Raw genomic sequence first — 24804 nt, 5'->3', positions numbered from 1 at the left:
ATGATGAAAGCAAAGAACTGGATTGCGGCCTTCGTCGGCCTTGCGGCGCTCGCGATTTTCCCGGTCCTGTCGGGTAATCCGTATTACATCCATCTCGTCGAAACCATCATGATTTACGCGATCCTGTTGTTCGGGCTCGATATCGTGGTGGGTTACACGGGACAGGTGTCGCTCGGACACGCGGGCTTGTTCGGCGTCGGCGCATATACAGCGGGCGTGCTGTTCGCCAAGCTCGGCATGCCTTTCTATGTGACTGCGCCGCTCGCCATCGCGGTAACGGCCGCATTCGGCGCGATACTCGCGTTGCCTGCGCTGCGCGTGTCCGGCCCTTATCTCGCGATGGTCACGCTCGCGTTCGGCACCATCATCCAGATCCTGATCAATGAGATGGATTTTCTGACGAACGGCCCAATGGGACTCAAGATTTCCAAGCCGATGTTCGCCGGTCACAGACTCGACGAAGTGCAGTACTACTGGCTCGTGGCGGCGCTGCTGGTTGCGTCGCTCATTGTCGTGCATCGCGTGTTGAAGTCGCATCTCGGGCGCGCATTCGAAGCCTTGCGCGATAGTCCCATTGCGTCGGACTGCATGGGCGTGTCGGTTTATCGCTATAAGGTTTATGCGTTCGTCATCAGCGCGGGCTTTGCCGGACTGGCGGGGTGTCTCTATTCATACTCCGAGCAATACATTTCGCCCAACACGTATAACTTCGAACTCACTATTCTCTTCTTGCTTGCGATCATCATGGGCGGTCGCAAGACGCGCACGGGCGCGATCATCGGTTCGACGGTGATCGTGATGTTGCCCAAGCTGCTCGACGATATCGCCAACTTCAGAGTCGTCGCGACGGCGCTTGCGGTGCTCGTCGTTGCGGGGGCTGCACTCGCGCTGGCGCGCAAGACGACGACACCGCAACGCGTCGCCATACCGGTCATCGGCACTGCGGGTCTCGCTGCTTTCTCGTTCTGGATCGACGCGCTCACCGACTGGCGCCTGACCATTTTCGGCTTGATGATTCTGCTCGTCGTGTATTACCTGCAGGACGGCATAGTCGGTTTCGTGCGCAAGACGTTGCATATGGGCCGCGTGCGTGTGACCAAGGTCGACACCGAAGCCCTTGCAAGCGATACGCGTGAAGGCGATGCCGTCGCTGCCGTGGCGACCGAAGGCGCCGACGCCATTCTCGATGTGCGAGGCGTGCTGATGCAATTCAGCGGCCTCAAGGCGCTCAACGATGTCAGCCTGACGGTCAAGCGCGGCACGATTCATGGCCTGATCGGTCCGAACGGATCGGGCAAGAGCACGATGATGAATGTACTGACGGGCATCTATGTGCCGACCGCGGGCGTGATCGAATATCAGGGGCAGGCGATTGCGGGGCGCACGTCGTCGAGGATTGCGTTGTCGGGCATTGCGCGCACTTTTCAGAACGTGCAGCTCTTCGGTGAAATGACCGCACTGGAAAACGTCCTCGTCGGCTTGCACCATACGTTTCGCTCGAATTTCGCGGATGTCGGCGTCATGACCGGGCGTTATCGGCGCGAAGAACGTGCAGCGCGCGAGCGTGCGTTCAATATGCTGCGCTTCGTGGGACTCGAGCACGTTGCGGGCGAGGAGGCGCGCAATCTTCCTTACGGCAAGCAGCGTCTGCTGGAAATCGCGCGCGCGCTTGCGCTCGATCCGCAATTGCTTTTGCTCGATGAACCCGCTGCCGGACTCACTGCGCCCGATATTCGCGAACTCGTCGCCATCATTCGCAAGGTGCGCCATCACGGCATCACCGTGGTGCTGATCGAGCATCACATGGACGTAGTCATGAGCGTGTGCGATACCGTGTCCGTGCTGGACTTCGGGCAGAAGATCGCCGAAGGCAAGCCTGCGGAAATTCAGGCTAATGACAAAGTCATCGAAGCCTATCTCGGCGGACAAGCTGCGCAAACGGCCTGAAGACATTCCTTTGAGTGATATCGCGGGGCTATGCAAACGAAGGACCATCGATGCTGACGATAAAAAACCTCCACGCGGGCTACGGCAAGGTCAAAGTGCTGCACGGCATATCGCTCAATGTGCCCAAGGCAAAAGTGGTCACGCTGATCGGCTCGAACGGCGCGGGCAAGACGACCACCATGCGCGCCATATCCGGCATGATCAAGCCGACCGACGGCGAAATAACGATGGGCGTCGGCAATGCGGCGAAGCGCATCGACGCGATGGACTCGCACAAGATCGCACGCCTGGGCCTCGCGCATTCGCCGGAAGGAAGACGCGTCTTCGCGACGATGTCGGTCACGGACAACCTGCTGCTCGGGGCGTTTCCACGCCTGACGTGGGCGCGTCCGAAGGGCGACGTCGCGGCCGATCTCGAACGCGCGATCGAAATTTTTCCGCGTCTGAAGGAACGCCGGCATCAGCTTGCCGGCACGCTTTCGGGCGGCGAACAGCAAATGCTTGCGATGGCACGCGCAATCATGCTGAATCCGGACCTCGTGCTGCTCGATGAACCCTCGATGGGTCTCGCACCCATTCTCGTCGAAGAAGTATTTCGCATCATCGAGCGTCTCAAGCAGGACGGCGTGACGATGCTGCTCGTCGAACAATTCGCCGCTGCCGCGTTGAATGTCGCGGATTACGGATATGTGCTGGAGAATGGCCGAGTCGCAACGCACGGCCCAGCGGAACAACTGCGCAACGATCCTTCCGTCAAGGCGGCCTACCTCGGCGCGAGTCATTGAGGGCGATTTGGTGATACCGTGATGCGAAACATCGTGATGATCGTTAGCACGGGCATCGAATAAAGGGAGACGCCATGACCGCCACGCCTCGCCATCCGTTTCCATCGTCAGCGCGCCTCGTGGAGCGCGGCAAGATCGTGTCCGCACGCGAGGCAGTGAGATTGATTCGCCCAGGCGACACCATTGCGACGAGCGGCTTTGTAGGCGTCGGCTTCGCGGAAGAAGTCGCGATCGCGCTCGAAGCGCGGTATCTCGAAGAGAAAGAGCAAGGCGCCGCCGAAGGTCAGGAGCCGATTGCGAATCTCACGATCGTTTATGCGGCGGGCCAGGGCGACGGCCGCACGAAAGGCCTCAACCATTTCGCGCATGAAGGTCTGATCAAGCGAGTGATTGGCGGACATTGGGGCCTCGTGCCGGGATTGCAAAGAATGGCAATCGAGAACCGCATCGAGGCATATAACCTGCCGCAAGGCGTTATCTCGCAACTCTTTCGCGATATCGCCGCGCATCGGCCCGGGCAACTCTCCAGCGTGGGTTTAGGCACGTTCGTCGATCCACGCAACGGCGGCGGCAAACTCAATGCACGCACGACCGAAGACATCGTGCGGCTCATGCAAATAGACGGCACGGACTTTCTGTACTACAAGGCGTTTCCAATCGATGTCGCTATCGTGAGAGGCACGACTGCGGATCTCAACGGCAATGTCACGATGGAAAAGGAAGCGCTCACCCTTGAAGCGCTCTCTATTGCGATGGCCGCCCGCAATTCAGGCGGCATCGTCATCGCGCAAGTGGAGCGGCTGGCGGAATCCAACACGCTCCATTCGCGGCAAGTGAAGATCCCCGGTGTGATGGTGGATTGCGTCGTCGTCGCGCGGCCTGAGAATCATTGGCAGACCTTCGGCGAGCAATACAGTGCCGCCTTTTCCAGCGAATTGCGCGTGGCTGCGAGTTCCGTGCCGCCCATGCCGCTCAACGAACGCAAGATCATCGCGCGCCGCGCCGCATTCGAGTTGATGGCCAATAGCGTCGTGAATCTCGGCATCGGCATGCCGGAAGGCATAGCCAGTGTCGCGAATGAAGAGCAGGTCATCGATCTGTTCACCATGACGACAGAGCCCGGCGTGATCGGCGGCATTCCCGCTGGCGGCCTCAATTTCGGCGCGGCCACGAATACGCAGGCCATCATCGATCAGCCGTATCAATTCGACTTCTACGATGGCGGCGGTCTGGACATCGCGTTTCTGGGGCTTGCGCAAGCGGATCGCGAAGGCAATCTGAATGTGAGCAAGTTCGGTCCGAAACTCGCAGGCGCGGGTGGCTTCATCAACATCAGTCAGGCGGCGAAGAAGGTCGTGTTCGTCGGCACCTTCAACGCGGGCAAGCTGGACATTGCCATCGACGACGGCAAGCTCGACATTCGCCGCGATGGCGATTGCCGCAAGTTCGTCGATGCGGTGGAACACCGCACATTCAGCGGCCGCTATGCCGTCGAGCGCGGGCAAACCGTGCTCTATGTCACGGAGCGCTGTGTGTTCGAACTGACCAATGAGGGGCTGGTGTTGACGGAGGTCGCGCCGGGCATCGATGTCGAGCGGGATATCGTTGCGCAGATGGGTTTTCGGCCCGTGATCAAGTCGCCGCCGCGACTGATGGATGAGCGCATTTTCCGCGACACGCCGATGGGCCTGCGCAACGCACTACTCGGGCTCGACTTGTCCGAACGCTTCAGCTACGACGCAGAGAAGCATCTTTTCTTTATCAATTTCGAGGGGCACGAAGTTGCCACGTTGCACGACGTGGAAGCCATTCGTCGCGAAGTCGAAAATCAGCTAGCGAATGTGGAAGTCAAGCCGCATGCCATTGTGAATTACGACAATTTCTCGATCCGCCCCGAGATGCTCGACGCGTACTCGGAGATGGTCACGAAGCTCGTCGACGACTTCTATGATGGCGTAACGCGCTACACGACGAGCAGCTTCCTGCGTATGAAATTGGGCGACGCGCTCAAACAGCGCGGCGTCGCGCCTTATATCTATGAAAGCGCGCAGGAAGCGCGCGAACATGGCACGCGACGCGCGGGCTAGCTATCAGTTTCTCGCCGTGTGCGCGGGCGGCGTCTCGCGTGCGTTACGCAATCTGCTATTGCGTATGCCATAGCCGAAGTAAATGACGATGCCAATTGCCATCCAGATGACGAGGCGTATCCATGTATCGGCGGGCAGTCCCGTCATCAGGAATACGGATGAAAGCGCACCGAGCGGGGCCACGATGAATACCGCGGGCGTCTTGAACGCGCGCTTCAAATCGGGCTGAGTGATGCGCAGCACGAGCACGCCGATGCACACGACAGCGAACGCGAATAGCGTGCCGATGCTCACCAGTTCGCCGACCAGACCGATCGGCAGCAAGCCGGCAAGAACCATCACGATGAGTCCGGTCACGATCGTGGTGATATAGGGCGTATGAAAGCGTGGGTGAATCTTCGAAGCAAAAGGCGGAAGCAGGCCGTCTTTTGCCATCGAATAGAAAATGCGCGGCTGACTCAGCAGCAGCACGAGAATGACCGAGGTCAAACCGAAGATCGCACCCAGCTTCACGATAGGCGAGAGCCAGCGCATGCCGATTGCATCGACACCCACGGCGATAGGATCGGCCACATTGAGCTTGTCGTACGAAACGATACCGGTGAGTACATACGAGACCAGCACATAGAGAATCGTGCAAATGGTGAGTGAGCCGAGCAGGCCGATCGGCATGTCGCGCCTCGGGTTGCGCGTTTCCTGCGCGACGCACGACACCGAATCGAAACCGATATACGCGAAGAACACGACGGCCGCACCACGCAAGACGCCGCTCATCCCATAGACGCCTGCCTCGCCTGTATTGGGCGGCAGGAATGCGCCTGTCGGATTCGTCGGGGTGACCCAATGGCTCGTATCGACGTAAGTGATGCCTGCCGCGATGAACGCGAGCACGATCAGCACCTTGATCACGACGATGAAGCTATTGACGCGCGCCGATTCGCGAATGCCGACGACAAGCAGAATAGTGATAAGCCCGACGATCACCATCGCCGGTACGTTGAGGATCGCGCCGGCGTGACTCCAGCCTTTGCCTGGCTCGTAAGCGAAGGGCGCTTGAGAGAGTTGCGCGGGTATATCGATATGCAGCGAATGCAGAAAGCTCACGACGTAGCCCGACCAGCCGATGGCGACCGTCGTCGCACCGACCGCATATTCGAGTATCAGATCCCAGCCGATGAGCCACGCGATGAGTTCGCCCATGGTGGCGTACGCATAGGTATAGGCGCTGCCGGACACCGGCACCGTCGATGCCATTTCCGCGTAACACAGTCCGGCCAGTGCGCAAACGATTGCACCGAGCACGAACGAAATGACGATGGCAGGGCCCGCGTTCGCAGCGGCCGCGTGGCCCGTCAGCACGAAAATCCCCGCGCCGATGATGCAGCCGATGCCGAGCAACACGACATCCAACGCAGACAAGGTTCGCTTCAATGCATGGCCGCCGTGCGTTTCCTGAAGCATCTCCTCCGTTTCTCCGGCCTCGGTTTGCAACGCGGCCACGGTCTTCTTTCGCATGACGGTCACGATCGCCTCCTTTGCGACGGCACTTGGGCCGTCCCAGATTATCGCTCATCCGTGATAGCAGATTTTCCCGGGGATTACGAGTGGCGAAGGATCGTCTGCCTGGAACGTGCGCTCGATTTAGCACTTTCCATGCCTTAAACCATACTCGCGACGCGGGGAAAAGGCCAGGCCAGTCCGCCCGGATGTGGGGCGCACTATAATCGGTTTGTCAGTTGCGCTCATACCCGGAAAGCCGTTTCGCATCGGTATACGAAACGCTCACCGACCAATTTCTAACGTGGAGATCAAATATGTCCATCCGTATTGGTGATGAAGCCCCCGATTTCACCGCAGAAACCACCCAAGGCCAGATCCGTTTTCATGAGTGGATTGGCGACCAGTGGGCCATTCTGTTCTCGCATCCCAAGGACTTCACGCCCGTCTGCACCACGGAACTCGGCTATATGGCGAAGCTCAAGCCCGAGTTCGACAAGCGCAATACGAAGATCATCGGGCTGTCCATCGACCCTGTCGATAACCATTCGAAATGGGCGAAGGACATCGAGGAAACTCAGGGCGCGGCCGTGAACTACCCGATGATCGGCGACGCGGACCTGAACGTGGCGAAGCTCTATGACATGATCCATCCCAACGCGAGCGGCGGTGGCCCGCGTACGGCGGTGGACAACGCAACCATTCGCGCAGTGTTCATCATTGGCCCGGACAAGAAGATCAAGGCCACGTTCACTTATCCGATGAGTGCGGGCCGCAACTTCGACGAAGTGCTGCGCTTGCTGGATGCGCTGCAACTGAACGCGAAGCATACGGTTGCGACGCCCGTGAACTGGAAGCCGGGCGAGGACGTGATCATTCCGACGTCCGTCTCCGACGAGGACGCCAAGAAGAAATATCCGGAAGGCTTCAAGACGCTCAAGCCTTATTTGCGCACCGTGGCGCAGCCGAAGTAAGTTCTTTGTATCTGTGAAAACGCGCTGGCCGTTTCGTACGGGCCAGCGCGTTTTTCTTTAGCTATGCCCGGTTCGTCTTTCCGGCGAAGTATCGACTTCTCCGGGGCGGCGCAGCATCTTGTCCACCTCGCCCGCATGCAGTTCTTCGGTTTGAATCATCTGCCGCGCGTATTCCTCCAGCGCGACCGACCGGTCCTCGACAAGATGGAGCAATTGACGATACAAGTCGAGCGCAACATTTTCCGCTTGCAATGATTCACGCAGAATCGTCGCGATATCGAACGTGTGATTGTCGAGCAGCGGACCGATTGCGAGCGACGGATAGGCGCCGAGCGTCGTGATCCATTCGCCCGCCTGATGCGCATGCATCAACGATTCGTCGGCCTGCGCGCGTAGCCACGACACGATCGGAATGCGGCCGAAGCCGAACACCAGAAACGAATAATGCGTATAGCGCACGACGCCGGCGAGTTCCGATTCGAGAATCCGGTTCAGTACGCCGACGACTTCCTCCTTGTCGAGCTCTGCCATCGTTGCCTCCGGTCATTGCGTTGCGAAGCGCTTCACGGCCACTCAAGGCACTCGACCATTGTAGTCACGGATTGCAATCGGCGTACGCGGGCATATCAGACCGGTTCTTCCACCCACATCGAAGCGGTGCGGCCAAGCACTTGCGACATCGCGAGGCGAGCGCCGTTGCCGTCGGCCGTATCGATCGCACGCACGACGCGGCCATAATCGCTCAGCTGCGATTCGGTCACGCGCGCGAGCGCATTCGGTTGCATGCGCAGTGACGCTTTCAACGCCCTTATGCCGACGCGAACGACGCTTCCCATCTGGCGCAAGACTTCATCGCCGCTGGCATCGACAATAGCGGTAAGCAACGCTTCCTCCGTCGACGACTGCAAGTCCTCTGAAGGCGATGCATGCACGAGCCGCTGAAAAGCTGCATTGATGGCGATACGCTGATGCCGGTTGGCGCGCGTCGCGGCAAGCGCGGCGGCGGGTGGATCGACGAGCGAGCGGAAATGAACCAGCCGGCGCATGCAGTCGGTATCGGGCAGGGCGCGCAACCGCCACTCCGCGACTTCAGAATCGATGATGAGCCATTCGCCTGCAGGCCGGATGCGCGTGCCCGTCTTGGGCCGGACATCGAGCATGCGCCGTGAGATAAGAACGCTTAACGCTTCGCGCATGATGGTCCGGGAAACACCATGCTTCTTTGAAAGGATCACTTGTGGCGGCAGGACATTGTCTTTGTATTCTCCGTTGACGATGCTCGCGACAAGCTGATTGACGACTCGCTTGACGAGCGATGCTTCATATCCATGGTTCATTTTTTGTTCTCGTGAAAACGCCCACGCTTCGGCCATGCGGTGCCCGTTGGTGGGCCGCTGCCGCTTTTTTGTTCTTCCTGATGTTGACGCCTCGGTGCGCCGTGAGTTGGTCTCCCTGTGCCGCGATCGTTATTCCAATACTCATTGCCGATACCGGAACGAGCACGCAGCACAATCCCCATAGCGGTCGGCCGTTGTTGGGCACATACCCGTCGATCCGCTGCAGCAAAGCGTAGCGTCCCACGCCACCGTTTAACAATATGGTTCATAACGAATTCGACTGACTATCGTGCGTCGGCACACAAAGCAAGGGGCGCGTCGCCGCGCGCAAGCGTTTGCCGTTGGTGTCGCATGGCAGGCAGTGCATGGCGGCGTTATGTTATTTTCTCGTCCGTGAATTCAACGAGGAAACCGATATGAAGATCGCCGTAATGGGTGCGGGTGCAGTAGGCTGCTATTACGGCGGCATGCTTGCACGCGCGGGTCATGATGTCGTGCTCATCGCGCGGCCACGGCATGTCGAAGCCATTCAACGCGATGGTCTAAGGCTCGATACAAAGAGCTTCGACGAGTACTTGCGCCTCGACGCAAGCAGCGAAGCCGGCGCGGCAAAAAACGCGGACGTCGTGCTGTTTTGCGTGAAGTCGACGGACACGGATAGCGCCGCTCTCGCGCTCAAACCGTATCTGCATGAACGCACGCTTGTCTTGTCGTTGCAAAACGGCGTCGAGAATGCGGAGCGCTTGCGCGAACTGCTGCCGCAGGAAGTGGCGGCCGCCGTGGTCTATGTCGCGGCTGAAATGGCAGGGCCGGGGCACATCAGGCATCACGGCAGAGGCGAACTGGTGATCGAACCTTCGAGCATGAGTGAAGAGGTTGCTCGCACGCTGGCGGCTGCGTCGGTGCCGACCGAGATATCCGATAACGTGCGCGGCGCGCTATGGGCCAAGCTCGTGCTCAATTGCGCCTACAACGCGCTATCGGCGATCACACAGACACCCTACGGACGTCTGGTTCAAGGCGAGGGCGTGACGCGTGCAATGCGCGATGTAGTCGACGAATGCCTGGCCGTTGCGAAAGCAGATGGCGTGACCATTCCCGGCGACGTCGATGCGGCAGTGCGCGGTATCGCCGAGACGATGCCCAATCAATATTCATCGACGGCTCAGGACATGGCGCGCGGCAAGCGCAGCGAGATCGATCATTTGAACGGCCTGATCGTGCGGCGCGGGGAGGCGTCCGGCATCCCGACGCCTGCTAATCGCATGCTTCATGTCCTCGTCAAACTTTTGGAGAACCAGGCCGGGAAGGGCGAAGAGAAGCGCTAAATGCCGGGCACGGACGATGCTGAAATTCCGTGGCAAGCGCATAAATACATCGCGCTGCTCTACAAACCGGAGGTTCGCCATGAAATCGTTCGTCAAAGCTGTGGCCGCCGCTGCCGTCCTGGCAGCGCCGATACTTTCATTCGCTCAAGCCGATTCGTCCATGACCCGCTCGCAAGTTCAGCAGGACTTGCGGCAGGTGGAAGCTGCGGGCTATAACCCGGGCCAGTCGGACCGCACGACTTACCCCAACGACATCCAGGCTGCCGAAAGCCGTGCATCGCGGCAGAACGGCGTGATGCAGAATCAGAACAGTGAGTACGGTGGCGTGAATAGCGGGACGTCGGCGGCAGGCATGCGGGCGATGCGTCCCATGAACGACGGCAGCAAGCCCGTCTATTTCGGTCATTGAACGTCGCTGAGTCGTTAGTGCATGCAGCGTGATGTCCTTGAATGGCGTCACGCTCAACCAAAAAAAGAGCCCGGCTGAGAGCCGGGCTCAAATGGGATGGTCATCGCCTGCGCTTCATGCGCCGTTGCGTGCGCCGAAAGCGTTGCCCGGTACAACCATCCGCGTGGACGCGTCACGGCCCCATCATGCTTGCCGCAACCGCATGGTCCTTTTTAGTCTTCGATGCTTAAACCATCCTTAAAGCGTGCGGCTCTGGGTCCACGCGCAGTTCGGCAACGCGGCGCAATCGAGACGAATCGAGTGCTTAAGAAATAATTGCCGAATCTGGATGGCAGCGGAGAGACCCCGTCACGGGATAGCAAACTTTTCTTGGTTTGACGCTGCACGTTTGCTAGCATGTATTCGTAAGGACGCCGCGCAAACGATTCCGAGCTTAAGACCACCCGAACAGTCGCGACGTACTTGCACGCGCAACTCGCGCGGAATTCTTATCTTTCATTGTGAGTCTTTGGAAGCGTGACGAGAAGAGCGCGCGGCGATACTGCGCGTCCGCCGCTTTCTTCGTCGAGGCTTCTCGCCCGCACAGCGCACGGTGGGTACCGGTATATCACTTTGATTTCGGAAGGTGAAAGTCTTTGAGCACGGGCCGTCGTTCGCGCGTCGAATGACGTCAAGGGAGCTTTGCGCGTGTAACCCGGAAATCTTGCGGGAGGAAACGTGGAAACCGAATTGAGCCAACGGCTTGCAAAGGCATTGCGACGCTGCGCATCTCATCGGCAATTGCTGACGTATCAGCGTTTTCATTCACTATGTGACAAGGGTGTGCCACTGGTTCAGCGATATGCCGCGCTCGAGTCTGCCGTGCAGACATTAGGCGATCTGCACGATATCGATTACGGCGTACTTCTCGCACTCGATAGCGGCTTGCCCGGCACGGAATTCTTTCAGCGTTATCTGCGCTATCGCCATAACGAGTATGTCATGTCGATGGGAGACCCCAAATATCAGCGACAGACGCTCGCCCGCAAGAAAGCGCTCGTGGCGCGCGAACGCGCGCGCGTTTACGCGCACGCACGCGGCACGGAAGAGAGGCGGGCAAAGACGGTCATGGCCGCGTAGTAAGTTTGCTTAACGCCTCGGCCTAATCGTCGAGGCTGTTTCTTCAGTTGTTTTCTCTATCACTTCGGTTTCGCTTCTCTCCACGTTCGTCACCGCACATACGCGCATAGAAGCGTGCGCGCTCTGAATATTCGCCAAACCGCATAGTAAATAAAGGTGCCGCCTGGACCGCCAATTAATAGTCCAACTGAGCGGAAGTGTGGGAATACGACTTTGCGGAGCGCCTCCGATTCCTATAATTGCAGGGACTAGCCTGCTCGCCGCTTTCATTTCATTGCGGATTCGGCATGGCGAATGGTATCCGCCCATTCGCGATCGCACGAGAAGTCAGGCAGACGGGAGCGGGGAACTCCCTTACTTTGTGCGCCGCCAGACAGAGGACATAAAAAATGAAACCGGTGGTATTCGGAAGCCGCTTCGGATGGCTTCATGCAGGCGCGAGCAACCGAGGCGTCGTGCTCTGCAACACGTACGGTCACGAATATGTTTGGACCTATAGCGGCATGCGCGTCCTCTCGGAAGCGCTCGCTGCACGCGGTATCTGGGTACTGCGTTTCGACTATCGCGGGACGGGGGACTCTTACGGCGAAGACGCCACGCCCGGTCAATACGAGTGCTCGATCGAAGATGTCGGAGCGGCTGTCGACTTTCTCAAAGTTCAAACGGGCGTTGAACATGTGACGCTGTGCGGCTTTCGCGTCGGCACGGCGTTCGCGTTGCAAGCGGCGCTGCGTCGTCCCGTCGATGATCTCGTGCTGCTTGCACCTGTCGTCAGCGGACGCACCTATATGCGCGAACTGAGCGTGACACGCAAGACGTGGCTCGATCAGCTTGCCGCACCGTTGCGCGAAATTCAGCCGCAAGACGGCCCGTTCAACATCCTTGGGCAGGTGTACGGCGAGGATATGAAGCGCGATCTCGAATCGATCGATCTCGCGGCAAGCGTCAAGAGCGCGGGCATTGCACCCGCGCGCCGTGCGTTGCTCATGCACGCACGCGTCGGTTCGAAAGATCCGTTGCGTGATGCGCTCGTTGAAGTGGGCGTGGATGCGCAGTCGCAGCCCTTCGAGGACATTACCGGTTTCATTCAGGAAACCGCTTTCACGGTCATGCCGGATGCGGCATTCGCCAAGGTCGTCGACTGGGTTGCAGGCGATCAACCTCGACAAGCCGTCAAGGCATTCTCCCCGTGGCCTGAAGAAGATCTGCGCATCGAGACGCCGGAAGCTATCGAGCGTCCCGTTTGCATCGGCGAAGAAAGCCTTTTCGGCATCATGTGTGAGCCGCGTTTCGCAGCGTCGCGTGGGCCGGTGTTTCTTCTGGCGAATACGGCGTCCAGTTCGCGAGTGGGCGACAGCAGACTTTCAGTGCGCATTGCAAGAGACCTGGCGCGGCGCGGCATCGCTTCGTTGCGCTTCGATGCACGCGGCCGTGGCGATAGTCCCGCCATGCCGGGCGCGACGCAATCGGACACGCCATATAGCCGCATCTATAACCCGATCGCCACACAGGACACGGCCGCCGCTGCGCGATGGCTGTCGCGTCAGGGCTATAAGTCGATCTTCTCGTTCGGCATTTGTTCAGGCGCATATCACGCTTTAAAGGCCGCGGTCATGGAGACAGCCATCACCGGTGTGATTGCGGTGAATATCCCCACGTTCAAGCAGCCGGAAGACAAGACGGCCCAAGCAATGCGCGAATCGACGCGCAATTCAATGGCCGGCTATGCAGCATCGATGTTCGAGCTCGACAAATGGAAAGCCATTTTTCGCGGCGACAAGAACCTGCTGCGGGTGCTCGGCTTCATCGGCAGCTATGTGACGACGCGCGCGCGATCACGCATCGCCGATGCGTTGCGACTGGACGGGTTGAGTCATATGTCGCCGGAGCAGGCCACGACGCCTCAGGCCGTTTCTCGCGCGCTGGATGCAAAGGGCGTCAAAGCCGTGCTGGTGTATGGCAGCTATGACGCGGGTCTCGATGTGCTCGCTGCGCATTGCGGCAAGCTCGGTGCGCGCCTCGCGCGTTACAAGAGCGTGCGCGTGATGACGTTTCCCGATGTCGATCATTCGCTTTTCAATCCAGTGAGTTCAGCGCACGTTATTGCGTTGTGCGAGAGCGTGACTAAAGAAGGCATCACGCCGGTACAGCAGCCGACGATCGCCGTGCATGCGCCGGGCGTGCCTTTGAGCAAGGCTTGAACAACGTCGGTTGGGGCTCGTCATCTTTTGCGCTCAGGCGCATTTGGTGGCGAGTTTCATCCAACCGGTGTTTGAAGCGGCTAACGAAATGTTGCTAATTTATGTTATGTCAAATAATGAACTGGATCGTCTGAAGTACAACTTCGGCCTCGCGCCCGCCACCGCTTAAGCTTCGAATAAGGCACGGAATGCTCCAATTCGACCACTTACAACCGGAGCCTTTCTCGCCCGCCACTATGAACAAGACCGCCGACACCATCGCTCTCACGCAAGCCTTTCGCCTTGGCGAGCTTGCTTACCAGTCGCGCATCGAGCCGTCGCTAGCCGACAAAGCACCGGCGCGCGCGGTGAATTCCTATGCGCCCGGCACCGATCTGCACAGCGCATGGCGCGCGGGCTATGCGTTCGCACAGGAACATGCCGCGCCGTATTGATGCATTGTCGGTTGATCTATTCGGGCAAGTCCCTGCGATCGGTCGAAGCCGTCGCGCGCGCGTTTCGCAGCAGCCGGCACACCTTTGAGCACTACGTTCGATGCCGGAGCATGCGAAAAAGATCGCGCAGGCGATGCTTACGGATACCTTCGACATCACCATGGAAAACGCCCGCGCGCGCGGCGCACTTGGTGCTGTCAAGCAATGTCGCCGAGACAATGAGAAAGTCTCACTCGATCAAGTCCAAGCCACATGCGTCCGATCCAAGTCCCGATCCAGTTGATACGCCGCGCTGATGAGCGCCAGATGCGTGAGCGCCTGAGGAAAGTTGCCCATAGCCTCGCCACTGGTCGAAACCTCTTCGGAGAACAGCCCGACGTGGTTCGCATAGGCCAGCATCTTCTCGAAGACGAGCCGCCCTTCATCGACGCGACCCGCGCGCGCAAGCGCTTCCGCATACCAGAACGAACACGCGCTAAAGCCGCCTTCCATGCCCGGCAAGCCGTCAAGCGTATCGCCGCGCGTATAGCGAAAAATCAGCGGATCCACGCGTAATTCGCGGCCGATCGCGTCGAGCGTGCCGGTCCAGCGCGGATCTTTCGGACCGATGAAGCGAACGAGCGGCATCATCAAGGCCGATGCATCCAGAGTCGATGATCCCGGCGTCTGCACGAACGCCTGCAAGTCCTCGCTCCAGAATTGCTCGTGAATGTCGCGATGAATATCGTCCCGCGTCTCGAACCATGTCGCCAGCGGCGCGGGCAACGAACGCTTCTGCGCAAGCCGCAATGCGCGATCAACCGTGACCCAGCACATCAGCCGCGAATGCAGCAATGGCCGTGTACCGTTGCGAAATTCCCAGATGCCGTGATCGGCTTCATGCCAATGCTCGACGACATAGTCGACAGTGCGCGTCACATGCCGCCAGCCCTGATAAGAAATGGCCGCACCGTATTTGTTGTAGAGATAAACCGAATCGAGCAGCGCGCCGTAGACATCGAGTTGCGTCTGGTCACGCGCGCCATTGCCGATAAACACTTGCCCCGGCACCGATGTCGCAAGACTCGATAGCTCCGCTTCTTCCATTGCCTGTTCGCCGTCCACCGCATACATCACGCTAAGCGACCCATCCGAACTGCAATCGCGATTGCGCTCGGCGATCCATCGCATGAAGCGCTCCGCTTCGCCGGTATAACCGAGCCGCAACAACGCATAGACGGAAAATGCGGCGTCACGTATCCATGTAAAGCGATAATCCCAGCGGCGCGAACCGTCTTGCGCTTCGGGCAAGCCGAACGTCGGCGCGGCGACAATTGCACCGTACTCATCGGAGCTGAGTAGTTTCAATGTCAGCGCCGATCGCAATACGACTTCACGATACCGCCCGCGATAGGTCGAACGCGACGACCACTCTTTCCAGAAGCCGATGGTCTCGCTCAGCATGCCGTCGAATTTCTCTTTGGAATCGAGCTTCGGCATTTCATCGACGGCGCCCAGCGCGAAGCACGCCGAATCGCCTTCGTTCATCTCGAGCACCGCGCGTGCGCCATCGTCTTCGATAGAAAGCGGCACGCTCGCACGCAATTGCATCGGCGGGAAATCATCGGCGGGCTTGAATTCGACGCCCTTCTCCACGGCATGCGCCGTATGTTTCGCGCGTGCGTAGTTGAAGCGCGGATCGCATTTCACGTCGAGCGTCATGCGTCCATACACCAGCCGCACGATACGCATCACGCAGTTCGGCACGTCGTCGACGCGCGCCTCGGACGACGGCACCGGCATCAGGTCGAGCAGTTCGCACACGCCCTCGCCCGTCATGAAGCGCGTGAGCAGGACGTTCGTCTCCGGCAGATACATTTGCTTGACGTTCGCATCGCTTTCGCGTGGCGCGATGGAAAATGCACCGCCGTGCTCCTTATCGAGCAGCGAAGCAAAAAGCGTGGGGGAATCGATGCGCGGATAGCACATGAAGTCGATCGCGCCGCGTATGGATACGAGGGCGGACGTCTTCATGTTGCCGATCACGCCGCGCGCATCGACGGGCAACTCGGCGTGTGCAATGTGCTGGGACGGGTGGCCCATCGTGACGTGCTCCGGCTTGGCTTTGGCAAGCGTTCAAGCAAGTCATATTCCTGTTTTTTCGCGTGTCTCTTGTAAGTTAGCGCGCTGCGGTCTGTGCGCGTGGGCCGGATGCCGAGTCAGTCGTTGCAGCGCTGAATGCGGCATCGCTTGCAGAGAGATCTTGCGTGGCAATCGCATGGCCGGCCGCTGACGAATCTTGCGCATGGTGCGATGACTTGCCGAAGCTCGCGATATAGAGCGTCACAGCAACCGCGACACCGACCAGCACCGCTACCACTGCCGCCCCTGACGATTTGCGTCTCATGCTTGCTCCTTTCTTGCGAATCGGTGGCACAAGCGTGGGAATCTAACAGCAATTCACTCCATCTTCAGTGGGCGGGTGCGCATTCGAACGTGGGCTGAATAATTCTCTGCTGGTTCAAGCGGATAATGTCCCGGTCCCAGGCTTGTCCACAGCCTTGTTCACTGAAACTGTGGATATCTCGCCCTTGGCCATGAGCCCTTCCCGCTTCCTTCGCCCGCTGCGCGACAGCAGATTCAATGCCTCGACAAAACCTGCAAATCCCATCGCGGCATAGATATAGCCCTTGGGCACGTGCGTGCCGAAGCCTTCGGCGATCAACGTCATCGCGATTACAAGCAGGAAGCTGAGCGCAAGCGTGACAACGGTTGGATTACGTTCGATGAATCGCGACAGCGGTTGCGCAGCGAACAGCATCGTAGCCACCGCGAAGATCACCGCGATGAACATGATCGGCAAATGCTCGGTCATGCCGACTGCGGTGATGATGCTGTCGACCGAGAACACGAGATCCAGCAGCAGAATCTGTCCTATGGCCGCCCCCGCTGTAATCGTCCCCACTTTCGACAGGACGCCCTCACCTTGCGAATCTTTTCGCACGTGATGATGCATTTCTATCGTTGCCTTCCACACGAGGAACAGCCCGCCCGCCAGCAGGATGAGATCGCGCCAAGAGAACGCGTGATCGAACACAGAAAACACGGGTTGCGTCAAACGTGCGATCCACGCAACGGTGCCCAGCAACGCAAGCCGCATGACGAGCGCGAGCATGATGCCAAGGCGCTGAACACGCGCGCGCCGGTGCTCCGGCAACTTGTTGGTGAGAATGGAAATGAACACGAGATTGTCGATGCCCAGCACCACTTCCATCGCGATGAGCGTGACGAGTGCGGCCCAGACAGCAGGATCGGCGGCGAGGGAAAGAAGATAGTCCATGAGCAGTTCGACGATGTGCGATGAATCGTCATCATCGTCAAGCCGAGACGCCGAAAAAATCAGCGATAATCGAACGGAAAGTTCGGTTTTTACGAACCGCACAAGAATTGCCATTCGATGGAGATTATCGATGCTCAACTACCGGCACTTGCATTATTTCTGGGTCGTCGTGAAAGAAGGCGGCTTCGCTCGCGCCGCAGAGCGGCTCGACATGGCCGTGCAGACCATCAGCGCACAAGTGCGGGAACTGGAAAAATCGCTCGGCCATCAATTGCTCAAGCCCGCCGGTCGCGGCGTGACGATGACCGAGGCCGGCCAGGCGGCATTCGCGCGCGCCGAAGAGATCTTTCAGATCGGCCAAGTGATTCACGACGAAGTGCGCGAAGCCGCGAGCGGCACGATTGCGCGCTTTGCGGTCGGCCTCTCCGATGGCATTTCGAAGCTCGCCGCCCAGGCGCTGCTATCGCCCGTGCTCGGCGATCCCTCGCTGCGTCTCCTTTGTCACGAAGGCGAAACCGACGAACTCCTCGGCGAACTCGCGCTGCATCGCCTCGATCTCGTGCTCGCAAGCCAGCCCGCACCGCATAACCAGAACATGCGGCTCACGAGCGAACGGCTGATTGCATCGCCGGTGGACTGGTACGGTCCGGCGTCGATCGTGCGCAAGAGCGCCATCGATCACTTCCCCGACAGCCTTGCTTCGCTGCCTATCCTTCTTCCAACCGGTCATTCATCGTTGCGCGCGCGGCTCGATCGTTGGCTCGAATCGCAGCGCATTACGCCGCGTGTCGTCGGCGAATTCGAGGACAGTGCGCTCATGGCGGTGTTCGGTGCGCGCGGCCTCGGCGTGTTTCCGCTCGCGGAATTCGGCGCGGGCGATGTGCCGCTGCTGCGCGGGCTTCGCTGGCTCGGACGTTCGCCCGAAGTGAAGGAGGAAGTACATGCCATCGTGTCGCGGCGCGGGCGGCATCATCCGCTGACGCAACGCGTGCTCGCGAGTGCAGGTGTTTGAGTTCGGTTTTTACGAAGTGCTGCTTCGAATGATGCTGCTTTTTACGATGCCGTCCTGTCCGTACGCTGGACTCATCTTCAACACGGAGGCATCCATGAAACTCTTGTTCAAGTCGCGCGATCCCGAAGGCATTTCCATGCACGAACTTGCAAGGGCACGCACCGAATTCGCGTTTCGCCGGCTCGCGTGGCTCATTTCGAAGGCGACCGTTAGTCTGTCGGACATCAACGGCCCGCGCGGCGGCGTCGACAAACGATGCCAGGTGGAATTGCAAGTAACTCGCGAGCAAAAGGTCGTCGCGACATCGATTGCACGCGACTGGCGAGGCGCGATCGATTTAGCCCTCGCTCGCGCGGTCCGCACACTCGTGCGCAAACGTCAGAACGCGAGACCAGTCAGGCGCGTGCGCGCTCGCAGTCTCGCGTGGAAAAGATCGCCCGATGCGGCATGAGTGCTACATCGCGCGGCACAGTTCGGCGCAGCGGCGGCACGCGTCGCTGCACGCCTGACAGTGATCCGCGGGATGACGGCTGCATTCATCGGCGCATGCATCGCAGATTCGCGCGCACAGGTCGCAGAAGTCGCGCATGAATTGCGTGTCGCGCGCAAGCGACTCGGACGTGAAGCGGCAGAGCGCCGCGCAGTCGAGGTCCAGACGGATGCACTTCTCCATCTCCGGAAGATGGCCCTCCGCTATGCACGCGGACGCGCAGTTGTTGCACGCGGCGGCGCAACGATCCAAGGCGGCGATGCAATCGATGTAATCACTCATCGGAATGGCTCCGTGCATTAGCGGCGGGTCGAGTCGGGCGGGATCGGGTTCTTGTCCTGCGACGAAGGCAGCGCGTTTTCGCTCGCTTCGTGGGTTTGCTTTTCTTTTGCGTCAAGGTTTTGCTGGCGCGTGTCGCTGGATGGGGTCGCACCGCTCAGCGGTTCATCCATATCGTCGGATGTTGTACGCGGTTCCTGCGTCATGGTGACCTCCTTCCTTGTCGCCGTTTATTCGCTTTCGGTGTCCAGCAAGCGGCGGTCCTGTGCTGGTTTTATCGCGTCGGTCTATTGGCGTGCCCCTCCCCGGGGCGGGGGTCACTTTCTTTGCTGCTGCAAAGAAAGTAACCAAAGAAAGCAGCTTTTCGGGCCAACGCATCGGAAGCATGGCCACTTCGCAGAGCCACGTTGGCACTCAGCTTGAATCAGCCTTGAATCACCTTCCACGCCCACTGAGCACTCACCCCATGCGAGCCCCCGGGCTCGACAACACCAGCGCTCGCTGAGCGCGCAGCGCGCGTCGCTAGCGTTGTTGGTGTTCTATCCACTCGAATCCGCCTTCGGGTACTGCGTGCATCGACATGAACAACATCCGCAACTCCGTACTCAAGCCGTGGAAGTGGCACATGAACGTTTCCGGGGTCGCGAAGTACCACGGCGTATTCAACGCGTTGAAGCTGATGAGTGAGGGTGAGTCTGGGTCGGGGCACAAGCCGTGTGAAATCATCTGCTCCATAAAATAAAACTGGTCGCCCTGGCTCGAGAACGTGTACCTCACATCCTCCATTTCCAGCACGCGCGCTAGCACGCTTCGAATCACATTCCTATTTGCCTCCGTGTTGGCGTAACCCATTACGCCAGAGTTGAAGCGCCAGCCGCAAATGTCCGCCGTCAGCACGCGTTCGCGACCTTCCATGAACTGTTCCAGCTTCACCTCGGGATGCATCACGAGAATATCGGCATCCACCCAGAACACCCACTCGTGGTTCGGCAAATGCTTGTCCAACAGAAACGGCTTCGACCAGTTGCCGCACGCCTCTCGCGGGAAATCAGCAGGCACATCGCGATACTGATACAACGTGTAGCCATTACGTTCGCAATAGGCGCGCAAGTTCGCCTCTCCAAAGCGCGCATAGCCCGCGATGTTCGGCGTGTACAGCATGACCAACGCAATCGGCCTGCCCGGTTGATACACCGTCAGCGGCTCCGTGTAGGCAGGCTCGGGCGGCGCAACATCGAAGACAGTCCGGTCCAACGCGTGGCACTCATTCAGATGGCGCGCGAAGACAGCTCGCCAGCGCGGACCGTACTTGCTATACAGGCGTGGCGTGAAAACCAGCGATACCGCAATGATCGGCGTCCCGCGAAGATCAGGATGCTGCCCCGACCACATCGATGCAATCGGAATCACGCCGTTGACCAACTCCACATCCGATACCAACGGAAACGCTTCGAGCAACGCTTCCTCGGTCACGAACTCGCCGTATCGATAGAACTCGCGGCATCGCGCAGCCATGCCTCGCACTATGCGACGGTTCGCATCGTTATTTCGGATAACGAACATATCCGTGTTGATGCCAAAAAAACCGTTCGTCACGAGGCTGTCGCGTCCAGCCATGATTTGCTCGAAATCCGCGAAGCGCACGAAGAGCGCGTTCTCGGTCGCGAATATCAGAAGCTCGCCCTCGGCAGCTTGCGCCAGGCGATCGCTGATCATCTGATACTTGAAGAGCACGCCGAGTTCGAGCGAATCGGCGCTGCTCGATATCGGCTCGCCACGGTGAACCGCCCGCGTATGGCGGCAGAATGCGGCGTGGTTGTCGCGCGAATACGTCGCGTGGCGGTCGGAAAAACAGCTAATGAGTGTGACCATGTCGGATCAGCAAGCGAACGTGCAAGGGCGCCTAGCTTATCCGTGACCGTCAGTCGACTTGCAAATTATTGCGTCAGGCGAAGGAGGAGCGTCCGTCAACGCGTTTTGACGACCCGCACCCACTGCGGATCGTCGCACCGGGAACGGCGGCCGATGCGAGCGAGCACTACCGCACGCTGATCGATTCAGCTGGCGAATTCGCCGCGCCGTTCGGTGCGCGAAGCGGCGCGTGCTCGACTGCGGTGCTGATCGCACGGCTCGATACGTCCCTATGCCGCGCGCACGGCTGACGCCCGACCGGCTGCACTTACCCCGCCACCGTCCGCGGTTCCGTCGCCACATGACGGCCGTCCAGCACATCCTTTGCATACTGGATGGCGAACTGCTCCGCTGCACGCGCCGTCGCGAAGGGACGAAATGGCCCGACCGCGCGACGCACGCCTCCGGGCCGCTCGATCAGCACGGTCGATACGAACTCGCCCGCCGCATGCACGACGACCGCCGACAATTCAGCGCCCTGGTAATCGACTGGAATGCAGTCCATTGCTGACCTCGCTACGTTAAATGGCCGGACCATGCAGTCATTCACGCAGGCAGCGCGTCGGAAGACCGGCGTGTGCGTGGTTGAAACAAGCAGAATCCCGTGCCTCATTTGTAGCGCGGTTCGCGGAATTCGCCCGTGCGTCGACGAACATTCGGCGCGACCGATAGTGCATGATTCGCATTTAGACGATATTCTCGGCGGGCCGTCCAGGACGAAACGCAGAACGCCCGCCTCAAATTCATGCGCGATGACTCACATTCCGAAACAACGACAACGTAAAGCCGCCGCGCTCGCAATTGCCTGCATCTCGCTGGCCGTCATGGCAAGAAGTGCGCAGGCGCAGGAATTCTCGATACTCGCCGGCCCGCTCAAGACCGGCAGCCAGAACACATACTCATGGGAAGCGGATTATCGCGAAGGGCTCGGTCCTTACGCCGCGTGGAGCTTCTCGTGGGTCAACGAAGGCCATATCCGAACCATCATCGCGATGGACAATCCGCGCAGTTGTGGGGCCGCATGCCGCTCATGGACGACCGGCTGGAACTGTCGGCGGGCGCGGGGCCGTATCGTTACTTCGATACGAGCCAGGCGGAAGCCGGCGGTAATTATTCGAACACGCACGGCTGGGGCGCGATGTTCACACTGCGCGCCGCGTATTACTTCGATAACCGCTGGATCGCACAGATGCGGCTCAATCGCGTACAGGCGTTCGGCGGTCCGGACACCACGGCGCTGCTCTTCGGCATCGGCTATCAGCTCGATGCGCCGAATGGACACGGCCCGCGGAATAGCGCGCCGTCCCGCACCGCCAACGTCACCGGCAACGAAGTCACGGTGATGCTCGGCACCACCGTGCTCAATAGCCTCGACTCGGAAACGAATCTGGCGACGGGCGTGGAGTATCGGCGCGGCCTGTGGCGCTATGTGGATTTCACCGCGTCATATCTGCATGAAGGCGGACACGTGCAGTCGCGCCGCGATGGCGTCGCCGCGCAACTCTGGGCCACGCGCGCGTTCTTCGATGACCGTCTCACGCTAGGCGTCGGCGCGGGCCCATATTTGTCCATCACACAGAACGACGACCTGCCGCAAAACCGCACCGGCGACGGACGCTTCTCAGGGCTCGTATCGTTATCGGCGAGCTATCGCTTCACGAACCGCTGGCTTGCGCGCCTCACGTGGAATCGCATGGTGACGCGTTACGACCGTGACGCGGACATCATCGCGGCGGGCGTCGGCATGCGCTTCTAGCGCGGCTCGCTCTTGCGCCACGCGGACGTGGCCCGTTATTTGCGCGTCGACGAGCCGTTCTCCACTCGACGCTCGCTCATGTTCGACGCCACGTCCAGACTTCTGGTGATTTCCCCTCATCTCGACGACGCCGTGTTCGGCTGCGGCGCGGCTATCGTCAGCGCATCGGATGCGCGCGTTTGCACCGTGTTCACGGCGCGCCCCGCTGAAGACGCGGCGACCGAGTGGGACGGCCGATGCGGCTTCTCGAGCGCATTCGACGCGATGAACGCGCGCATCGAAGAAGACAAGCGCGCGCTCGGCGTGCTGGGCGCCAAGCCGTTTCATCTCGGCCTGCTGGACTCGCAGTACATCCCTTACTCGCCCGCGTCCGCGAAACCGACTCGCGAAACGATCGCGCGTGCATTGATCGACGCCATCGACGAGCATCGCCCGGATGCGTTGTTGATGCCCCTCGGTCTCTTTCATTCGGACCACATACTCGTGCATGAAGGCGCGTGCGATGCGTGGCTCGCGCATCCCACGCTGACATGCTTCGGGTACGAGGAAGGGTTATATCGCGCGATACCGGGCGTCGTGCAACAGCGTCTCGCCGATCTGCTCCAACGCGGCATCGAGGCGACGCCGTTCAATCCGCCGCTTCCCGCGCCCGCCGAACAGCAACGCCGCGATGCGAAGAAGCGCGAAGCCGTCGCTGCGTATTCGAGCCAACTGAAGGCCTTCGGCGATAACGGCTATGCGGACGTCTTCCTGCCCGAGCGCTTCTGGACGCTTGCGCCCGCAGAGGATCGGCGATGAGCGCGTTGCCGAAAGCATCGACATCTCACGCGGCGCAATGCGACGCGCGCGTGAGCGTGGTCGTGCTCACCTATAACCGCGCCGAACAAGTGCTCGACACGCTCGCGCGCCTCACGGCATTGCCGGACCGCGTCGAGATCATCGTGGTCGACAATGCATCGACCGACGATACGGCGGAACGTATCACGCAAGCGTTTCCGTTCGTGGAACTGGTCGTCGCGCCGTCGAACATGGGCGCGGCGGGCCGCAATCTTGGCGTGGACAAAGTGCGGACCGAGTACGTCGCCTTCTGCGATGACGATACTTGGTGGGGCGCGGGCTCGCTCACGCGCGCAGCCGAGATTCTCGATGCGTCTCCACGCGTCGCGGTGCTGAGCGCGCGCGTGGTCGTCGGCGAAGATGGCGATGCCGACGAAACCTGCGAACGCATGCGCGCGAGTCCGCTTGGCGCGCGCGGCTTGCCGGGGCCGTCGCTCGTCGGATACATGGCGGGCGCAAGCGTGTTTCGCACGACCGTTTTCAAAGCGATGGGCGGCTATGAGCCACGGCTGTTCATCGGCGGTGAGGAGTCGTTGCTCGCGCTCGACATGCTCGATCATGGCCACGCACTTGTCTATGCCGATGAACTCGTGCTTCATCACCATCCCTCACCCATACGCGACAGCGCGCTGCGCCGGCGTCTGCTCGCGCGTAACGCCGCATGGGTTGCATGGCTGCGTTTGCCCTTGCGCGAAGCCATCGGCTCGACGGTGCGTGCGCTCGGCGTGATGCATCGCGAACGCACGCTGCTGAACGACGCCGCGCAACTGCTGCGCGGCCTGCCGTGGGCGCTCACGCGACGTCGCGTGGTAGGCCGTCATGTCCAGATGATGCGTGCGATCGTTCGCGATGACGACCGCCGTCGCGAAAGCCGTTAAGCACGGTCACGCTTAATTCCACACAACTACAAGCACCATGTAAAAGCGCCTCGTCGAGTGCGAAGCGTTTTAACGAAATTGCTTTCGTCTACCAACGAACAAACGATCCTGCGCATTTTCGCGAGCGTGGCACAACGAATGCTCACCCAGCAAGATGCTCGAAGCCTGCGCGCAACCCGTGGGCCGCGAACGCTTCGGAGCACA

Annotated in this window: 24 protein-coding genes and 1 pseudogene; 15 read left to right on the top strand and 10 right to left on the bottom strand. The window is 59.9% G+C overall.

Going from position 1 to position 24804, the window contains the following annotated elements; genetic code table 11:
* Positions 1–3 precede the first annotated feature (3 nt).
* From AWB72_RS11455 to AWB72_RS11445, 3 genes are all read left to right on the top strand, one after another.
* The gene (locus tag AWB72_RS11455) at positions 4–1947 is read left to right on the top strand and encodes a branched-chain amino acid ABC transporter ATP-binding protein/permease (protein ID WP_040052377.1); all 1944 of its coding nucleotides are present in this window, start codon (positions 4–6) and stop codon (positions 1945–1947) included.
* Between the two features lie 50 nt (positions 1948–1997).
* Positions 1998–2732 carry an ABC transporter ATP-binding protein gene (locus AWB72_RS11450; protein ID WP_040052286.1) on the top strand — a complete coding sequence of 245 codons (735 nt, stop codon included), beginning with the start codon at positions 1998–2000 and terminating at the stop codon, positions 2730–2732.
* Between the two features lie 74 nt (positions 2733–2806).
* Positions 2807–4819 (top strand): acyl CoA:acetate/3-ketoacid CoA transferase, encoded by a 2013-nt coding sequence (locus AWB72_RS11445; protein ID WP_040052285.1) that lies wholly within the window; start codon positions 2807–2809, stop codon positions 4817–4819.
* A 3-nt stretch (positions 4820–4822) separates the two neighbouring features.
* On the opposite strand, the gene AWB72_RS11440 is transcribed toward AWB72_RS11445, so the two are convergent.
* Positions 4823–6334 (bottom strand): amino acid permease, encoded by a 1512-nt coding sequence (locus AWB72_RS11440; RefSeq protein ID WP_040052284.1) that lies wholly within the window; start codon positions 6332–6334, stop codon positions 4823–4825.
* 299 nt (positions 6335–6633) lie between these two features.
* Here AWB72_RS11440 and AWB72_RS11435 point away from each other — a divergent pair, with 299 nt between their 5' ends.
* The gene (locus AWB72_RS11435) at positions 6634–7290 is read left to right on the top strand and encodes a peroxiredoxin (protein WP_040052283.1); all 657 of its coding nucleotides are present in this window, start codon (positions 6634–6636) and stop codon (positions 7288–7290) included.
* Between the two features lie 57 nt (positions 7291–7347).
* Here AWB72_RS11435 and AWB72_RS11430 read toward each other — a convergent pair whose 3' ends face one another.
* Together AWB72_RS11430 and AWB72_RS11425 are read right to left on the bottom strand one after the other, a co-directional pair.
* Positions 7348–7821: a ferritin-like domain-containing protein gene (locus AWB72_RS11430; protein ID WP_040052282.1), complete on the bottom strand. Its 474-nt coding sequence runs from the start codon at positions 7819–7821 to the stop codon at positions 7348–7350.
* A gap of 95 nt (positions 7822–7916) precedes the next feature.
* Positions 7917–8627 (bottom strand): FadR/GntR family transcriptional regulator, encoded by a 711-nt coding sequence (locus AWB72_RS11425; RefSeq protein WP_040052281.1) that lies wholly within the window; start codon positions 8625–8627, stop codon positions 7917–7919.
* Between the two features lie 416 nt (positions 8628–9043).
* On the opposite strand from AWB72_RS11425, the gene AWB72_RS11420 reads away from it, so the two are divergent.
* From AWB72_RS11420 to AWB72_RS11400, 5 genes are all read left to right on the top strand, one after another.
* The gene (locus tag AWB72_RS11420; protein ID WP_087128092.1) at positions 9044–9955 is read left to right on the top strand and encodes a ketopantoate reductase family protein; all 912 of its coding nucleotides are present in this window, start codon (positions 9044–9046) and stop codon (positions 9953–9955) included.
* A gap of 79 nt (positions 9956–10034) precedes the next feature.
* On the top strand, positions 10035–10364 hold the full coding sequence (locus AWB72_RS11415; protein WP_040052280.1) for a DUF4148 domain-containing protein: 330 nt from the start codon (positions 10035–10037) through the stop codon (positions 10362–10364).
* A gap of 861 nt (positions 10365–11225) precedes the next feature.
* A complete protein-coding gene (locus AWB72_RS11410; RefSeq protein WP_244285590.1) occupies positions 11226–11483 on the top strand; it encodes a hypothetical protein in 258 nt (85 codons plus the stop codon).
* Positions 11484–11872: 389 nt separating this feature from the next.
* Positions 11873–13684 (top strand): alpha/beta fold hydrolase, encoded by a 1812-nt coding sequence (locus AWB72_RS11405; RefSeq protein ID WP_040052278.1) that lies wholly within the window; start codon positions 11873–11875, stop codon positions 13682–13684.
* 236 nt (positions 13685–13920) lie between these two features.
* The gene (locus tag AWB72_RS11400) at positions 13921–14118 is read left to right on the top strand and encodes a hypothetical protein (RefSeq protein ID WP_040052277.1); all 198 of its coding nucleotides are present in this window, start codon (positions 13921–13923) and stop codon (positions 14116–14118) included.
* Positions 14119–14355: 237 nt separating this feature from the next.
* Here AWB72_RS11400 and AWB72_RS11395 read toward each other — a convergent pair whose 3' ends face one another.
* The 3 genes from AWB72_RS11395 to AWB72_RS11385 all read right to left on the bottom strand — a co-directional run bounded on the left by AWB72_RS11395 (position 14356) and on the right by AWB72_RS11385 (position 17437).
* A complete protein-coding gene (locus tag AWB72_RS11395; RefSeq protein ID WP_040052276.1) occupies positions 14356–16200 on the bottom strand; it encodes a glycoside hydrolase family 15 protein in 1845 nt (614 codons plus the stop codon).
* A 76-nt stretch (positions 16201–16276) separates the two neighbouring features.
* Positions 16277–16504: a hypothetical protein gene (locus AWB72_RS11390; RefSeq protein WP_040052275.1), complete on the bottom strand. Its 228-nt coding sequence runs from the start codon at positions 16502–16504 to the stop codon at positions 16277–16279.
* 114 nt (positions 16505–16618) lie between these two features.
* Positions 16619–17437, bottom strand: a complete 819-nt coding sequence (locus AWB72_RS11385) for a TerC family protein (RefSeq protein ID WP_040052375.1) — start codon at positions 17435–17437, stop codon at positions 16619–16621.
* 130 nt (positions 17438–17567) lie between these two features.
* On the opposite strand from AWB72_RS11385, the gene AWB72_RS11380 reads away from it, so the two are divergent.
* The gene (locus AWB72_RS11380) at positions 17568–18449 is read left to right on the top strand and encodes a LysR family transcriptional regulator (protein ID WP_040052274.1); all 882 of its coding nucleotides are present in this window, start codon (positions 17568–17570) and stop codon (positions 18447–18449) included.
* A 94-nt stretch (positions 18450–18543) separates the two neighbouring features.
* Complete coding sequence (locus tag AWB72_RS11375) at positions 18544–18900, top strand: HPF/RaiA family ribosome-associated protein (protein ID WP_040052374.1); 357 nt, start codon at positions 18544–18546, stop codon at positions 18898–18900.
* Positions 18901–18903: 3 nt separating this feature from the next.
* On the opposite strand, the gene AWB72_RS11370 is transcribed toward AWB72_RS11375, so the two are convergent.
* The 3 genes from AWB72_RS11370 to AWB72_RS11360 all read right to left on the bottom strand — a co-directional run bounded on the left by AWB72_RS11370 (position 18904) and on the right by AWB72_RS11360 (position 20952).
* The gene (locus AWB72_RS11370) at positions 18904–19221 is read right to left on the bottom strand and encodes a four-helix bundle copper-binding protein (protein ID WP_040052373.1); all 318 of its coding nucleotides are present in this window, start codon (positions 19219–19221) and stop codon (positions 18904–18906) included.
* 17 nt (positions 19222–19238) lie between these two features.
* A complete protein-coding gene (locus AWB72_RS11365; protein WP_040052273.1) occupies positions 19239–19424 on the bottom strand; it encodes a hypothetical protein in 186 nt (61 codons plus the stop codon).
* Positions 19425–19740: 316 nt separating this feature from the next.
* Positions 19741–20952: a glycosyltransferase family protein gene (locus AWB72_RS11360; protein ID WP_244285589.1), complete on the bottom strand. Its 1212-nt coding sequence runs from the start codon at positions 20950–20952 to the stop codon at positions 19741–19743.
* A 206-nt stretch (positions 20953–21158) separates the two neighbouring features.
* Between AWB72_RS11360 and AWB72_RS11355 the strand changes: the two genes are divergently transcribed.
* Positions 21159–21380, top strand: a complete 222-nt coding sequence (locus tag AWB72_RS11355) for a hypothetical protein (RefSeq protein WP_040052271.1) — start codon at positions 21159–21161, stop codon at positions 21378–21380.
* Between the two features lie 17 nt (positions 21381–21397).
* On the opposite strand, the gene AWB72_RS11350 is transcribed toward AWB72_RS11355, so the two are convergent.
* Positions 21398–21634, bottom strand: a complete 237-nt coding sequence (locus AWB72_RS11350) for a hypothetical protein (RefSeq protein WP_052450049.1) — start codon at positions 21632–21634, stop codon at positions 21398–21400.
* A gap of 247 nt (positions 21635–21881) precedes the next feature.
* Between AWB72_RS11350 and AWB72_RS11345 the strand changes: the two are divergent.
* From AWB72_RS11345 to AWB72_RS11335, 3 genes and pseudogenes are all read left to right on the top strand, one after another.
* Positions 21882–22885 (top strand): annotated as a pseudogene (locus tag AWB72_RS11345) (hypothetical protein).
* Positions 22886–22912: 27 nt separating this feature from the next.
* The gene (locus tag AWB72_RS11340; protein WP_244285588.1) at positions 22913–23683 is read left to right on the top strand and encodes a PIG-L deacetylase family protein; all 771 of its coding nucleotides are present in this window, start codon (positions 22913–22915) and stop codon (positions 23681–23683) included.
* Positions 23680–24600, top strand: coding sequence for a glycosyltransferase family 2 protein (locus AWB72_RS11335; RefSeq protein ID WP_052450048.1), 921 nt, complete (start codon positions 23680–23682; stop codon positions 24598–24600). Before AWB72_RS11340 ends, AWB72_RS11335 begins: the two co-directional genes overlap by 4 nt.
* Positions 24601–24804: the final 204 nt, after the last annotated feature.

Origin of the sequence: Caballeronia concitans (assembly GCF_001544615.1) — a bacterium.
In the GTDB taxonomy this organism is placed as follows: Bacteria; Pseudomonadota; Gammaproteobacteria; order Burkholderiales; family Burkholderiaceae; genus Caballeronia; species Caballeronia concitans.
This window is presented reverse-complemented; position numbering and strand designations above follow the sequence as displayed.

What these genes read in the sequence shown, in the direction of transcription:
- AWB72_RS11455 (WP_040052377.1), top strand. Translation starts at nt 4, where the DNA reads ATGAAAGCAAAGAACTGGATTGCGGCCTTCGTCGGCCTTGCGGCGCTC.
- AWB72_RS11450 (WP_040052286.1), top strand. Translation starts at nt 1,998, where the DNA reads ATGCTGACGATAAAAAACCTCCACGCGGGCTACGGCAAGGTCAAAGTG.
- AWB72_RS11445 (WP_040052285.1), top strand. Translation starts at nt 2,807, where the DNA reads ATGACCGCCACGCCTCGCCATCCGTTTCCATCGTCAGCGCGCCTCGTG.
- AWB72_RS11440 (WP_040052284.1), bottom strand. Translation starts at nt 6,334, where the DNA reads ATGCGAAAGAAGACCGTGGCCGCGTTGCAAACCGAGGCCGGAGAAACG.
- AWB72_RS11435 (WP_040052283.1), top strand. Translation starts at nt 6,634, where the DNA reads ATGTCCATCCGTATTGGTGATGAAGCCCCCGATTTCACCGCAGAAACC.
- AWB72_RS11430 (WP_040052282.1), bottom strand. Translation starts at nt 7,821, where the DNA reads ATGGCAGAGCTCGACAAGGAGGAAGTCGTCGGCGTACTGAACCGGATT.
- AWB72_RS11425 (WP_040052281.1), bottom strand. Translation starts at nt 8,627, where the DNA reads ATGAACCATGGATATGAAGCATCGCTCGTCAAGCGAGTCGTCAATCAG.
- AWB72_RS11420 (WP_087128092.1), top strand. Translation starts at nt 9,044, where the DNA reads ATGAAGATCGCCGTAATGGGTGCGGGTGCAGTAGGCTGCTATTACGGC.
- AWB72_RS11415 (WP_040052280.1), top strand. Translation starts at nt 10,035, where the DNA reads ATGAAATCGTTCGTCAAAGCTGTGGCCGCCGCTGCCGTCCTGGCAGCG.
- AWB72_RS11405 (WP_040052278.1), top strand. Translation starts at nt 11,873, where the DNA reads ATGAAACCGGTGGTATTCGGAAGCCGCTTCGGATGGCTTCATGCAGGC.
- AWB72_RS11400 (WP_040052277.1), top strand. Translation starts at nt 13,921, where the DNA reads ATGAACAAGACCGCCGACACCATCGCTCTCACGCAAGCCTTTCGCCTT.
- AWB72_RS11395 (WP_040052276.1), bottom strand. Translation starts at nt 16,200, where the DNA reads ATGGGCCACCCGTCCCAGCACATTGCACACGCCGAGTTGCCCGTCGAT.
- AWB72_RS11390 (WP_040052275.1), bottom strand. Translation starts at nt 16,504, where the DNA reads ATGAGACGCAAATCGTCAGGGGCGGCAGTGGTAGCGGTGCTGGTCGGT.
- AWB72_RS11385 (WP_040052375.1), bottom strand. Translation starts at nt 17,437, where the DNA reads ATGGACTATCTTCTTTCCCTCGCCGCCGATCCTGCTGTCTGGGCCGCA.
- AWB72_RS11380 (WP_040052274.1), top strand. Translation starts at nt 17,568, where the DNA reads ATGCTCAACTACCGGCACTTGCATTATTTCTGGGTCGTCGTGAAAGAA.
- AWB72_RS11375 (WP_040052374.1), top strand. Translation starts at nt 18,544, where the DNA reads ATGAAACTCTTGTTCAAGTCGCGCGATCCCGAAGGCATTTCCATGCAC.
- AWB72_RS11370 (WP_040052373.1), bottom strand. Translation starts at nt 19,221, where the DNA reads ATGAGTGATTACATCGATTGCATCGCCGCCTTGGATCGTTGCGCCGCC.
- AWB72_RS11365 (WP_040052273.1), bottom strand. Translation starts at nt 19,424, where the DNA reads ATGACGCAGGAACCGCGTACAACATCCGACGATATGGATGAACCGCTG.
- AWB72_RS11350 (WP_052450049.1), bottom strand. Translation starts at nt 21,634, where the DNA reads ATGGACTGCATTCCAGTCGATTACCAGGGCGCTGAATTGTCGGCGGTC.
- AWB72_RS11335 (WP_052450048.1), top strand. Translation starts at nt 23,680, where the DNA reads ATGAGCGCGTTGCCGAAAGCATCGACATCTCACGCGGCGCAATGCGAC.